Genomic DNA, 12,932 nt, shown 5'->3' on the forward strand with positions numbered 1-12,932 from the left:
CGATCGCGGCGAGCGCGTCGGCCTCCGGGAGCCCGAGCTCGCGGCTCGCGGCGCGCGCGAGCTGCGCCGCGCCGAACGGGAACGTGCGGGCCGCCTCGGCGGTGCCGCCCGCGACGACGCACACGCTCGTCCGCTCGTGCCCGACGTCGAGGACCACGTCCGCCGGGGCCGGCGCTCCCGGCTCGGCGGGCGGCGCCGCCTCGCCGGCGACCGCGCCGGTCGCGAAGAGCGCGGCGTAGGCCGGGCCCGCCGGGACGACGGCGCGCGGGTCGACGCCCGCCTCGGCGAGCGCGGCCACGAGCGCGGCGAGCTCCTCCTTGCGGACGACGGCGACGTGCAGATCGGTCTTGCCGTCGTGCGCGTGGAGCGGCTGCCAGTCCCACGCGACCTCGTCGAGGTCGAAGGGGATCTGCCCCTCGACCTCGAACCCCACGGTCTGCTCGATCCGGCGCGGATCCGTGAAGGGGAGGGTGATCACGTGCGACGAGGCGGCCGCGCCGGGGAAGGCGGCGATCACCGCGTCCGGCCGCCAGCCGCGCTCCGCGAGCAGCTCCCTCACGGCCTGCGCCTGCCGCGCGACGAGGGACGGGCCGCCCTCGGTCGCGGCCTGCACCGGCACGCGCGCCGTGTCGACCACGGCGTAGCCGCGGTAGGTGCTGTCGAGCAGCACCCCCTTCACCGCGTGGGCCCCGAGATCGAGGCCGAGGATCCTCTGCGCCATCCGTCACTCCTCGCGCCAGCGCAGCAGCCGGTTCGGCTTCACGCCGGTGGCGGCCGACTGGAGCTGCTGCGCCTGGGTCTGCAGCTGCGCCAGCGCCTGGGCCTGGGCGGGGTTCTGCCCCGGGACCTGGAGCTGCGGCTGCCCCTGCGTGTCGCGGTTCTGGTTCGGGTCGAAGGTCACGACCGCGTCGACGCTCTTCGTCACGGCGCCGGCCGTGCCGGTCGAGCGGATGCGGAACACGTACGAGCGGTCGGTGAGGAACTGCTTGCCGCTCGTGGGAGACAGGGCGGCGGTGTTGACGCGCACCCCGAGCGCCTCCACCGTCGCGGCGAACTGGAGCGGCGTGATGGTCATGAGCCCGTTCGTCGTCTGGTCGGCGATGGCCTGCTGGAGCTTCGCGCCGAACTCGGGGTCGAGCAGCACCGGCTGCGCGGGCGGATCGGCGAGGAGGCGCGCCAGCTCTACCAGATCGCGCCGGTCGGAGGTGTTGACGTTCCGCGGAGCCTCGACCGGCAGGTACACCGTGAGGCGGTCGCCGAACGCGGCCATGAACACGTCGGACACGCCCGCGACGAGGTACAGCTCCTCGATCGAGTCGAGGCGCGCGTTCTTCGCCCGGTAGCGGTCCTCGCCCTTGTCGTAGGGGAAGTTCTCGTCGCCGAAGCCCGGCTCGAACGGCGGGTCTCCGGGCTCCATGAGGCAAGCGGCGCCGGGGAAGCTCGCGACGAGCGACGACGAGACCTTGTCGTCGTCGATCCAGTCGCGCAGGTGGACGATGAGATCCTGGCGGCTCGTGCGGACCCGGTTCGCGTCCTCGCGCTCGAAGATCCGGTCCCAGCGCGGGTCGCAGATGAGCTGGTAGAGCCCCAGCACCTGCATCCGCGCCGGGCCGCTGACCGCGCGGGCGTCGAGCTGGGCGTTCACCTTGCGCCCCTCGTCCTCGATCTTGGCCTCGAAGGCTCCGTCGAACTCGCCGAACGCGGCGCGCGTGCGCTCGCCGCCCGCCGCCGCCCCCGCCGGCGTCGCCGCGGCTCGCGCCGCTCCAGCAGGCGCCGCGGCGGCTTCGCCTCCGCCGAACAGCGACTGCACGAGCACCGAGCTCACCGGCACCGCGTTCCAGATCTGGGGTCGCGGGCAGGCCGCGGCCGGCTGGGCCGCGCCGCCGGGCTGCCCTCCGGGCCGCTGCGGCGCGCCCGGCGGGTTCCGTGCGCCGGGGAGCCCCTGCCCGAGGAGCCCGCACGCGGCGCCGGCCGCGTCGTCGATCTGCTGCTGGAACCCGAGCACCATCCGCGAGAGCGCGACGCCGCTCTTCGCGAGGTAGGTCGCGCGCAGCTCGTCGCGCGCGTTCGCGGCGATCTCGAGCGACACCCGGCTCTCGTAGGCGAGGTTCGCCGCGAGCGCGGTCAGGATCGCGACCGACACGATCACGACGAGGAGCGCCGCCCCCCGCTCCCCTCCGCGCCCGCCGCGGACCGCTGTCGTGCGCGCGCGCATCAGAAGTCGAGCGGCCGCGTGATCGCGATCCGCGCCTCCGTCGAGAGCTTCTCGGTCCGCCCGTCGGGCAGCTTCGTCTCGAGCTCGATCCGCACCCGCTCGGGCAGCTCGCTCTCGTGCTCCGTCGCGCGCGTGGACCACTCGCGCACCCACTCCTTGCGCTTCGGATCCCAGTACCCGAGCCGGAAGGCGGTGATGCGATCCGCGACGAGATCCTTGCGGCCGCCGCGCTCGGGGTCCGCGTCGATGCGCGGCTTCGCGCGCCGGAACAGCGCCTCCTCGCCGGCGTGGTCGGGATCCGCCTCCATCGCGTACTCGACCACCGCCTCGTCCGACTCCTTCACGTCGGGGGACACCCGCTCGTGCGCCATCGTCGCGAACAGCACCTCGTCCTCGCGGCCGCGGAACAGGGTGGGCCGCTCGCGGTACTCGTTCCGGTCGTAGTGATCGGACAGGTACGCCATGGTGAGCTCGCGCGAGAGCCGCGTGAGCGCGACCCGCACGGCGGCGTAGCGCTCGGCCTGGCCGCGCACGATCTCCGAGGCGCGGTCGACCTGGCGGAAGCTGCCCACCGTCATGGCGCCGATGATGGCGGTGATCGCGATGGCGATCATCACCTCGACGAGCGTGAAGCCGCGGCCCGTGACCCTCACGCCCCCGGCTCCCGCGGCGCGAAGACCACCATGTGCGTCACGACCGTGAAGGACTCGTCGCGCTTGCCGTCCTTCCAGGTGACCGTGAGCCGCACCTCCCGCACGCCCTTCTTGATCTGCTCGCCGAGCTGGGTGATCTGCGCCTGAAGCCCCTGCGCCAGCGCGGCCGCGCCCGGGGCGGTGGTCTGCGGGCCGCCCTTGCCGGCCTGCGGCGAAGCGGCGGCGAGGAGGTCCTCGAGCGCGCCCTCGCCGCCGGTGAGCATCTGCAGGATCCGCTCGGCCGAGAGGTCCACCCCCGGCTTCACCACCTCGGTCGCCCAGCGCACCTCCGGGTGGCCGTCCTCCTCGAACGTCCCCTCGGCGCTCTCGTCGAAGTCGCGGAAGCCCTTCCGCTCGTACTCGGACTCGAGCTCCACCATCTTGCCGCGGGCGAGCAGCGTCGCGACCTCGAGCTGGCGCGCGCGCACGTGGTTGCGCAGCGAGCCGCCGACGATCTCGGAGACGGTGAGCAGCGCTCCGGCGAGGATCGCGAGGGCGATCATCACCTCGAGCAGCGTGAAGCCGCCCCGCGCGGCCCGGCGGGTCACTCCTTCACCTCCACGTCCCCCGGGACGACGCGCGTGCGGCCGGTGAACGGCTCGACGACGATCGTGTAGCGGTTCGAGCCGTCGACGATCGGCACGTACGCGCGCTGCGCCTGACCGCCCGCGAAGAACTGGACGTAGGCCTTCCCCTCCTCGATCGCGCCGCGCCGTCCCTCCACCCTCACCGGGCCGAACCGGGCGCTCCCGGGCAGCTCGCGCTTCTTCACGACGCGGTCCTTGAGCCCGCCGAACTCGGTCTTCGCGAGGAGGCGCCGCATCTCCTCGTCGTGCTCGTCCGGGAAGCGCTCCTCGAGCGGCTCGCCACCCTCGCCGCCCTCGGCGGCGCGCGCCCCCCCGGACCGCCCTGCCCCGCAGTCCGCCCACCACGCGTGGCCGTCGAGGTCGAGCGTCAGGGAGCACCGGGTGTGCCGCAGCGCGGCCGTGTCGAAGAGCGCGCGCATCGATCCGGCGAGCTCGCCCGCGGCCTTCCGCGCGTTGGCGCCGGAGATGGACTGGAGCGCCGGGACGACGAAGGTGGTCGCGAGCGCGATCACCCCGAGGACGATGAGCAGCTCGACGAGGGTGAAGCCCCCGGGCGATGGAGGAGCGCGGCGCAAGGATCTCCTAGTAGTTGACGATGTCGTCCTCGGTGCCGGGCTGGCCGTCCGGACCGTTCGACTTCACGTCGAACCCGTCGGCGTTCTTCTGGCCCGGGTAGAGGTAGACGTAGTCGTGCTTCCACGGATCCTTGATGGTGCCGTCCGGCTGGTTGGCCTTGAGGAACCCCTCCTGGATGAGGATGTGCAGCCCCTCCTCGGTGGTGGGGTAGCGGCCGCGCATCACGCGGAACGCGTCGACGCCCTGGTTGGCGATGTTCTGCACGTCGGTCGTCGCCTTCTTGATCTCGGCCTCCTTCTGCCGGCCGATGACGTTGACGGCGACGGCGGAGGCGATGAGGCCGATGATCACGAGGACCACCATGATCTCGATGAGGGTCATGCCTCGCGCGGCGGCGCGGGCGAGCTTCGCGGACTTCACGGTCAGCCTCCTACGAGGTTGTTGATCTGGAGGATCGGCATGAGGACGGAGAAGACGATGAACGCGACGACGCCGCCCATGGCGACGATCATCACCGGCTCGAGCAGCGAGGTGAGCGCGGCGATGGTCGTCTCGACCTGGTCCTCGTAGGCGTCGGCGACGTTGGAGAGCATCTCCTCGAGCGCGCCGGAGCGCTCGCCGATCGCGACCATGTGGTGCACGAGCGGCGGGAACTCGCCGGAGCGCTTGAGCGGCGCGGCGATGGACTCGCCCTCGCGGATGGCGTCGCGGGCCTGCTCGATCACCTCCGCGAGGCGCGTGTTCCCGAGGATGTTCTTCACGATGTCCATCGCGGTGAGGAGCGGGACGCCGCTCTTGAGCAACGTCGAGAGCGTCCGGGCGAACCGGCCGATCGCGACCTGCCGGACGATCGGGCCGAAGATGGGCGCCCGGAGCGTCGCGCGATCCCAGGCGGCGCGCCCGGACGGCGTCGCCCGCCAGCGGACGAGGCCGTAGATCGCCGCCGCGCCGGCGAGGAGGATCGCCCACCAGAAGCGCGCCGCGAACGAGGAGATGCCGATGGTCACCTGCGTGTACCAGGGCAGCGTCGCGCTGGTGTTCTCGAAGATCGAGGTGATCTTGGGGATCACGACGGTGAACAGGACGCCCATGATCCCGGTCCCGATGACCATCATCGCGATCGGGTACGCCATCGTGCCGGCGATCTTGGAGCGGAGCCGCGCCTGGCTCTCGGTGAACTCGGCGAGCCGCACGAGGACGATCTCGAGCGCGCCCGAGCTCTCCCCGGCGCGGATCATGTTCACGTAGAGCGTCGAGAAGACGCGCGGGTGGACGGCGAGCGCGTCGGCCAGCGAGCTGCCCTCGTTGACCCGCTGCTTCACGTCGCCGAGCACGCGCTTCAGCCGCTCGTGCTCGACCTGGTCGACGAGCGCGGTGAGGGCCTCGACGAGCGGGATGCCGGCGTGGGCGAGCACCGCGAGCTGGCGGGTCGCGACGGCGAGGTCGCGCGGGCCGACGCGCCCGAGCACCCAGCGGCGGACGTTGACCTCGCGCTTCGCCTGCTCCTTGGCCTGCGCCTCGCCGATGACCTCGGTGAGGAACACGCCCTCGCGGCGGAGGTTCGCCCGGAGCGTCTTCGGCGAGTCCGCCTCCTTGAGCCCCTGCACCGCCTTGCCGGCGGCGTTGAGCGCCTTGTACTGGAAGACCGGCATGGTCTAGTGGAGGTCCTCGGCGGTCACGGAGAGCACCTCGGCCGCGGTGGTGATGCCGCGCGCCACCTTGTAGGCGCCGTGCTCGAGCAGGGAGAGCATGCCGTGATTGACGGCCGCCTTCTTGATGGTGGAGGAGTCGACGTTCTTGAGGACGAGCTGGCGGACGTCGTCGTCGACGAGCATGAGCTCGTAGATGCCCGTGCGGCCCTGGTAGCCGGTGTTCTGGCAGGCCGGGCAGCCGCGCGCCTTGTAGATGACCCGCGGGCTCCCCGCCTTGCGCCAGATGGCGTCGGTGAGGCCCACCTGATCGCGCTCCTCCTGCGTCGGGACGTACGGCGCGCGGCACTCCGGGCACAGCACGCGCACGAGCCGCTGCGCGAGGACGCCGACGAGCGACGACGCGACGAGGAACGGCTGCACGCCCATGTCGACGAGGCGGGTGATGGCGCCGGCCGCGTCGTTCGTGTGGACGGTCGAGAGGACGAGGTGGCCGGTGAGCGACGCCTGGATCGCGATCTCCGCGGTCTCGAGGTCGCGGATCTCGCCGACCATGATCACGTCGGGATCCTGGCGGAGGAACGACCGGAGCCCGCCCGCGAAGGTGAGCTCGATCTTCGGGTTCACCTGCACCTGGCCGACGCCCTTGAGCGGGATCTCGACGGGATCCTCGATGGTCAGGATGTTCAGGTCCGGCGAGTTGATCTGGGCGAGCGCGGCGTAGAGGGTCGTGGTCTTGCCGCTGCCAGTGGGCCCCGTCACGAGCACGATGCCGTGCGAACGGGTGACGAGCGCGTCCATGATCTTGCGCTGCCAGTCCTCGAACCCGAGCTGGCCGAGATCGAGCACCACGTTCGACTTGTCGAGGAGGCGCATCACGATCCGCTCGCCGTTCGCGGTGGGCACGGTCGAGAGGCGGATGTCGACGTCCTTGCCGGCGATCTTGATGCGGATGCGGCCGTCCTGCGGGAGCCGCTTCTCGGCGATGTTGAGGCCACCCATGATCTTGATGCGGCTCGAGATCGACGCCTGGAAGCGCTTCGGGGGGCGGATCACCTCGCGCAGCACGCCGTCGATGCGGTAGCGCACCGAGATGTCCTTCTCCTCCGGGTTGATGTGGATGTCGCTCGCGCGCTCCTTCACCGCGCGGAAGAGGAGCGAGTTCACGAGGCGGATGATGGGCGCCTCGTCGTCCGCGTCGAGGAGGTCCGTCGGCTCCTCGAGCTCGTGCGCGACGGACTCGAGGTCCTCGGTCTCGAGGTCCTCCATGAGCCGCTCGTGCTCGTCGGAGGCGCGGTCGTAGACCGCGTTGATGGCGTCGACGACCACGAGGCCCGGGACGACCTCCGGCGCGATCGCGGCGCCGAGCAGCATCGCGAGCGAGTCCTGCGCGGCCGTGTCGAGCGGGTCCGCCACCGCGACGCGCACCGCGTCGCCGTCCAGCCCCACCGGCAGCACCCGCGCCTGCTTCGCGAAGTTGATGGGGACCTTCTTCAGGAGCTCGGGCGGGATCCGCTCCGGGTCGATCCGCTCCAGGAACGGCAGGTCGAGCTGCGCCGCGAGCGCGCGGAGCACCGCCTCCTCGCTCACCGCGTGCGAGCGGACGAGGATCTCGCCGAGGCGCATCCCGGCGTGCTCGCCGCGCTGCGCGAGGAGCGCCTCCTCGAGGCGCTCCGGCGCGAGCACGCCGGTGGCGACGAGGATCTCGCCGAGCGGCCGCCCGCAGAGCTGCGCGGGCGCGGCGCCCGGGAGCGGCGGCGGGACGGGGAGGCGGACGGCGTCGATTCGGGCTTCGTCGGACATGGGTTGATCTCGTGCAACGGGCGCGCCGCGTCCGATCATTCCTCCGGCTGGCCCTGCGGCTGCGGCTGCGGCTGCGGCTGCGGCTCGCCGGCGGGCGGCGGCCTGCCGTAGGGCGGGGTGGCGGGCGCCGCCTCGCCCGGCGCAGGCGCCTCGGGCTGGACCTCCAGCCGCTCCTCGGCGCCGGGCTCCGCCTCGCCGGGCGCGACGCCCGGCTCGGGCGCGGCCGGCGCACCCTGCTGCTCGCCGGGCGCCCTCGGCGGCTGCTCGGTCCGAGGCGCGCCGCTCGGCGGCGCGATGAGCCGCTCGCCCGGGGCGCCCGTGCCGCCGTTCTCGAGCTTGAGCGACTCCTCCGTCACGCCCGCCCGGATCTTCGAGTACGGTCCGGCCTTGCGCGTGAAGTCCACCGCCACCTGGTAGCTCGGCTGGCGCCCGTAGAACTGCTCGATGAAGTCCTGCTGCTCCTTGCGCTTGCGCTCGTAGATGCGCCGGTAGTCGGACTCGTCCCGGATGATGTAGGGCGTGAGGAAGAGGAGCAGGTTCGTCTTCTGCTTCGTCGTGGTCGTGTCGCGGAAGAGCCAGCCGAAGATCGGCAGGCTCCCGAGGACCGGGATCTTCTTGACGCTGCGGACGTTCCGCTCCTGGATGAGGCCGCCGATGACGATGGTGCTCTGGTCCTTCGCGACGATCAGCGTCTTCGCGCTGCGCTTGGCGGTGGTGGGGCCGAGCTGGGTGTCGCGGTCGACGATCTCCTCCGTCTGCTCCTCGATGGCGAGCCGGACGTTCCCGCCCTCGTTGATCTGCGGCTTGATCTTGAGCCGGAGCTCCACGTTCTGCCGCTGGATCGGCGCGTAGAGCGAGGAGAGGCCGCCGATGCCGAGCGTCGAGCCGAGCGCCGACGTCCCGCCGGTCGTGCCGGAGAGGAGGTTGGAGAGGCCCTGCGGCGCGAAGCCCGCCTGGAACGGCACGTTCTGGCCGACCGTGATCTCCGACTCCTCGTTGTCCGAGGCGAGGATGTGAGGCGTCGACAGCACGTTCACGTCCGAGCTCGACTGGAGCGCCTGGACGAGGATCCCGAGCGACGGGAGCTTCACGCCGAGGAGATCCTCGACGACCCCTGAGGAGGGGCCGTTGAAGCCGGTGAGGAAGCCGCCGAGCGAGATGACGTTGTTGAGGTTGAAGGAGGAGACGCGGCCCGGCTCGGACGCGAGCGGGATGAAGCCCTTCTCGCCGCGATAGTCCACCGGGACCACGCCGTGCGCGCCCACGCCGAACTGGGTCGAGTCGTTGAGGTTCACCTCCATGATCACGGCCTCGACGAACACCTGCCGGCGCGGCCGGTCGAGCTTCTCCACGAGCCGCTGGATGGCCTGGAAGTCCGCGCCGCTCGCCTGAACGAGGAGGGCGTTCTGCGCCTTGTCGGCGGTGACCTTCACGTCGCCGCTGAAGAGCGACGCGGTCACGTCCGCCGCGCCGGCCGGGCGCGCGGGCGGCGGAGTCCCGGGCGGCGTGCCCATGGGGCCCGGGACGGGCGTCGGCGAGAGCCCGCCCGGCGCGCCGGGTGCGGCGGCGCCGGTGCGCCGCCCGGCGGCCGTGCCCTGGGCGAGGTTCGAGAGCGTCTGCGCGAGCTCCTCCGCGTTCGCGTTCTTGAGGAACACGACGTGGATGCCGCCCTCCGCGCTCGTCGGCACGTCGAGCTGCTCGATGAGCTCCATGAGCCGCTGAAAGCTCTTCTCGTCCGCGATGACGATGAGCTTGTTCGTGCGCTCGTCGGGGAGGACCTTCGAGACCGAGACCTCCACGGAGCCGCCCGCGCCCGCGGGCGCGGGCGCGACCTGCGCGGCGCCGGGGCGCGGCGGCGTCGGCGCCGAGAGCACGGTGCGGCTCCGGCCCCCGCCGCGCGCGCCGCCCTGCTGCGCCTGGAAGATCTGGTTCACCTTGTCGGCGATGTCCTTCGCGGACGCGAAGCGGATCTGCACGATGCGCACGAGCTCGCCCGCGCCGGCGCGGTCGATCGCCTCGATGAGCCGCTCGATCCGCCGGATGTTGAGGGCGATGTCCGTGACGATGAGCATGTTGGGCGGGATCGCCTGGATGTCCGCGCCCTGGGGCGAGATGAAGTTCCCCATGACCCCGCGCAGCTGGTCCGCGTCGGCGAACGAGAGGCGGATCACCTTCGTGATCGGCTGCTCGCTGTAGGGCGTCGTCTGATCGCCCGTGTACGTGGGGATGGGGTTCTTCTTCGCGTCGGCGGTCCGGACGAGCTTGTAGTACTTGCCCGTCGGGTAGACGCTGATGTTGTTCGAGTTGAGCGCCGCGATGAACGCCGCGTACGCCTCCTCCGCGGTGACCGGCGTCTTCGAGAGGAGCGTGATCTTCCCGCGCGCCACGTCCTCCGTGAACATGAAGTTCCGGCAGGTCCAGCGGCTCGCCTGCTCGAGCACGTCGGCGATGTCGGCCTTGTTGAACTGCAGCATGAACCGCCCCTGCATCGGGACGCAGCGCTCCGCGGGGCGGAACGTCTGCGGCTGCTGGGGCTGCTGCGGCGCAGCCGCGGGGCGCGCCGGCCGCCCGTTCTGGCCCTGGGCCGCGGGCGGCGTGACCGGGCGCGGCGCCCCGGGCGTGGCCGTCGCGGGCGGACGGGGCGCGGGCGCCGGGCGCGGGCCGGCGGTGTCCCCGCTCTGGGGCGGACGGATCGGCACCTGCGCGGACGCGAGGGCCGGGACGAGGATGAGGAGCGTGGCGAGGCGATTGCGCATGGGAGGCTTTCGACCCTGCGTCACGGGCCGCTGATGGTGTATTCCTTGCGGATGACCTGTCCCCCGCGCTCCAGCTCGATCGTCACGCGCTGTGACTCGCGCAGCTTCTGGTAGAGCTCGAGCGCCTTGTCGGGGGAGTTGATCTCGTACCCGTTCACCCGCTGGATGACGTCGCCGTTCTCGATGCCGATCGAGGCGTAGAGCGAGTTGGGCTGGATGGAGAAGAGCTTGAACCCGTTCGCCGCGCCGTTCTTGAAGGACGGCACGATGCGGGCCTGGGTCGCGATGGTGTTGAGGTTCCCGAGCGTCGAGTCGATGACGCCGCGCTCGATCTCGTACTTGTTCTGGCCGAGCTCGCGCACGCCCTCCATCCCGCGGCCGCCGGGGGCCCCGCGCGCCGGCGGCGGCACCGGGGCGAGGCCGAGGTTCCCGGTGGACTCGACGCCGGACGCGGCGACGGCGGAGCCGCCCTCGAAGTCGAGGTACTCCTTCGTCCCCTTGTTGCAGACGATCGCGACGAGGCGGAAGCCGTTCCCGGTGGCGTCCGTGTCGGCGCGCACGCGCTCGAGCCCGAGGAGCCTCGCTCCCCCGACCTCGTCGCCCACGCCGACGACCTGCGCCTCGCGCGTGTTGAGATCCACGATCGTCGCGAGCGACTGGCGCGCCCGCTCGGCGATCACGCCGACCACGAGCTGCAGGCGGAGGTCGCTCTTCGCCGGGGCGGCGCTGGGATCGTCGCAGTTCTGCGGCGACACCGGCGCCTGCGCGACGTCGGCCTCGGCCTCGCGCGGCGGCTCCTGGCCGATGAGCTTGTAGAGCCGGTCGACGTCGAGCGTGGCGGGGAGCGTCGGGCGCGGGGGCGCCGCGGGGACCGCGGCGACGTCGGCCCGGGGCTCCGGACGGATGGCGGCGCCCGCGAGCGTGTTCACCGTCTTCGCGGTGAGCCACGCCGCCACGAACAGCAGCGCGAGGTTCGCCGTCCAGGCGTACTTGCGGAAGAAGAGGTCGAGCATGGGAGCGCCGCGCGGGAAGGGAGCAACGGCCATGCCACGCCCGCGTTCCGGCTACCTTGCTCAACCCTTCGATGCGACAGGGAAATCCCGCCTGCTCGCCCACCGCTCCGGCGGGGCGGCGGCGCGGCATGCCAATTTGGCAACGGAGGGCCTCGGAAGCTCGGCGCGCTGCCAGATTGTCAGCGCTCGCCGTCCGGCTCGTCGTCACCCGGGGAGGGCTCGACGAGGCGTCCCTCCTCGTCTCGATCGAGCTTGCGGTAGATCGTCCGCGCGGCGATGCCGAGGAGCTGCGCGGCGAGGTTCTTGTCGCCGCGGGTGTGATCGAGCGTCCGGCGGATCACCAGCCGCTCGATCTCTTCGAGGGTCGTCCCGAGCGGTACGGCGAGCGTGGCCGAACCGCCCGCCGGCGCGCCGGCCGCGCCCGCCGCCGCCCGCACCGCCTCCGGGAGATCGCCGACCTCCACGGTCTCACCGCGCGTCAGGATCACCCCGCGCTCGACGGCGTGCATGAGCTCGCGCACGTTGCCCGGCCAGGCGTAGCGCTCGATCGCCGCGATCGCCGCGGGCGAGAACCCGCTCACGGCCTTCGCGTTCGCCTCGGCGAAGCGACGCAGGAACGCGCCCGCGAGCAGGATCACGTCCTCGCGCCGCTCGCGGAGCGGCGGCAGGCGCACCGAGACCACGTCCAGCCGGTAGAAGAGGTCCTCGCGGAAGCGCCCCGCCTTCACCTCCGCGGCGAGGTCCTTGTTCGTCGCGGCGACCACGCGCACGTCCACGCGGATGGGCTCGGTGCCGCCGACGCGCTCCAGCACCCCGTCCTGCAGGAAGCGGAGGAGCTTCACCTGCACCGACGGCGACATCTCGCCGACCTCGTCGAGGAACAGGGTGCCGCCGTGGGCGCGCTCGAAGCGCCCCTCCTTGCGCGCGGCGGCGCCGGTGAACGCGCCCTTCTCGTGCCCGAAGAGCTCGGACTCGAGCAGGCTCTCCGGGATCGCCGCACAGTTGATGGGGACGAACGGGCCCGCGGCGCGCGTGGAGAGGTCGTGCACGAGCCGCGCTGCGAGCTCCTTGCCCGTGCCGCTCTCGCCGGTGAGGAGCACGGTCGCGGAGGTCGGCGCCGCCTGGCGCAGCGTATCGAGCACGGCCCGGAACGCGGGCGCGTCGCCGAGGAGCCCGCCCACGGCGCCGGAGGAGAGCTCGGCGAGCTGCGCGCGCAGCGCGCGGTTCTCCGCGACGAGCGAGGCGCGCTCGATCGCCTGCCGGACCGACTTCACGATCGCGTGCCGCTTCACGGGCTTCGTGATGAAGTCGTAGGCGCCTTCCTTCATCGCGGCGACCGCGGTCTCGACCGTCCCGTAGGCGGTCATGAGCACGACCTCGGTCTCGGGCGAGAGCGTCTTCACCGCCCGGAGCAGCTCCTCGCCGCTCATGCCGGGCATCATGAGATCGGTCACGACCGCGGAGACGCGCTCGCGCCGCAGCACCTCGAGCGCGGCGGTCCCGCTCTCGGCGAGCGCGACACGCCAGCCCTCGCGCTGGAAGATCCGGGCGAGCGACTCGAGGTTGGGCTTCTCGTCGTCGACGATGAGGACGAGCGGGGTCACCGGATCCGAGGATAGCAGCGCCGGCGCCGCGGGCCCA

The 12,932-nt window shown here is 72.3% G+C and carries 11 protein-coding genes; all 11 read right to left on the reverse strand.

Translation table 11 applies throughout. From position 1 onward, the window contains the following. Positions 1-721: type II secretion system protein GspL (locus tag MNY62_RS24335; protein ID WP_242346926.1), on the reverse strand; the 721-nt coding region annotated here is incomplete at its 3' end. A 3-nt stretch (positions 722-724) separates the two neighbouring features. Next, entirely contained in the window at positions 725-2,215 is a 1,491-nt protein-coding gene (locus MNY62_RS24340; protein WP_242346927.1) for a type II secretion system protein GspK, read from the reverse strand. After that, entirely contained in the window at positions 2,215-2,868 is a 654-nt protein-coding gene (locus MNY62_RS24345; protein ID WP_242346928.1) for a type II secretion system protein GspJ, read from the reverse strand. Before MNY62_RS24345 ends, MNY62_RS24340 begins: the two co-directional genes overlap by 1 nt. Further along, complete coding sequence (locus tag MNY62_RS24350) at positions 2,865-3,455, reverse strand: prepilin-type N-terminal cleavage/methylation domain-containing protein (protein WP_242346929.1); 591 nt, start codon at positions 3,453-3,455, stop codon at positions 2,865-2,867. The genes MNY62_RS24345 and MNY62_RS24350 overlap by 4 nt, the downstream gene beginning before the upstream one ends. Next, on the reverse strand, positions 3,452-4,069 hold the full coding sequence (locus MNY62_RS24355) for a pilus assembly FimT family protein (RefSeq protein WP_242346930.1): 618 nt from the start codon (positions 4,067-4,069) through the stop codon (positions 3,452-3,454). Before MNY62_RS24355 ends, MNY62_RS24350 begins: the two co-directional genes overlap by 4 nt. A 7-nt stretch (positions 4,070-4,076) precedes the next feature. Further along, positions 4,077-4,490, reverse strand: a complete 414-nt coding sequence (gene gspG / locus MNY62_RS24360) for a type II secretion system major pseudopilin GspG (RefSeq protein ID WP_242346931.1) — start codon at positions 4,488-4,490, stop codon at positions 4,077-4,079. A gap of 2 nt (positions 4,491-4,492) precedes the next feature. Then, positions 4,493-5,722, reverse strand: a complete 1,230-nt coding sequence (gene gspF / locus MNY62_RS24365; RefSeq protein WP_242346932.1) for a type II secretion system inner membrane protein GspF — start codon at positions 5,720-5,722, stop codon at positions 4,493-4,495. 3 nt (positions 5,723-5,725) lie between these two features. Next, positions 5,726-7,522: a type II secretion system ATPase GspE gene (gspE, locus tag MNY62_RS24370; protein WP_242346933.1), complete on the reverse strand. Its 1,797-nt coding sequence runs from the start codon at positions 7,520-7,522 to the stop codon at positions 5,726-5,728. Positions 7,523-7,557: 35 nt separating this feature from the next. Next, positions 7,558-10,278, reverse strand: a complete 2,721-nt coding sequence (gene gspD / locus MNY62_RS24375) for a type II secretion system secretin GspD (RefSeq protein ID WP_242346934.1) — start codon at positions 10,276-10,278, stop codon at positions 7,558-7,560. 20 nt (positions 10,279-10,298) lie between these two features. Beyond that, complete coding sequence (gene gspC / locus MNY62_RS24380; protein ID WP_242346935.1) at positions 10,299-11,324, reverse strand: type II secretion system protein GspC; 1,026 nt, start codon at positions 11,322-11,324, stop codon at positions 10,299-10,301. Between the two features lie 146 nt (positions 11,325-11,470). Further along, positions 11,471-12,895, reverse strand: coding sequence for a sigma-54-dependent transcriptional regulator (locus tag MNY62_RS24385; protein ID WP_242346936.1), 1,425 nt, complete (start codon positions 12,893-12,895; stop codon positions 11,471-11,473). Positions 12,896-12,932: the final 37 nt, after the last annotated feature.

Origin of the sequence: Anaeromyxobacter terrae, assembly GCF_022690685.1 — a bacterium.
Classification (GTDB): domain Bacteria; phylum Myxococcota; class Myxococcia; order Myxococcales; family Anaeromyxobacteraceae; genus Anaeromyxobacter; species Anaeromyxobacter terrae.

Coding starts and splice junctions, on each gene's coding strand:
- gspE (WP_242346933.1), bottom strand. CDS start 7,522: ATGTCCGACGAAGCCCGAATCGACGCCGTCCGCCTCCCCGTCCCGCCG.
- gspC (WP_242346935.1), bottom strand. CDS start 11,324: ATGGCCGTTGCTCCCTTCCCGCGCGGCGCTCCCATGCTCGACCTCTTC.
- gspF (WP_242346932.1), bottom strand. CDS start 5,722: ATGCCGGTCTTCCAGTACAAGGCGCTCAACGCCGCCGGCAAGGCGGTG.
- MNY62_RS24340 (WP_242346927.1), bottom strand. CDS start 2,215: ATGCGCGCGCGCACGACAGCGGTCCGCGGCGGGCGCGGAGGGGAGCGG.
- gspD (WP_242346934.1), bottom strand. CDS start 10,278: ATGCGCAATCGCCTCGCCACGCTCCTCATCCTCGTCCCGGCCCTCGCG.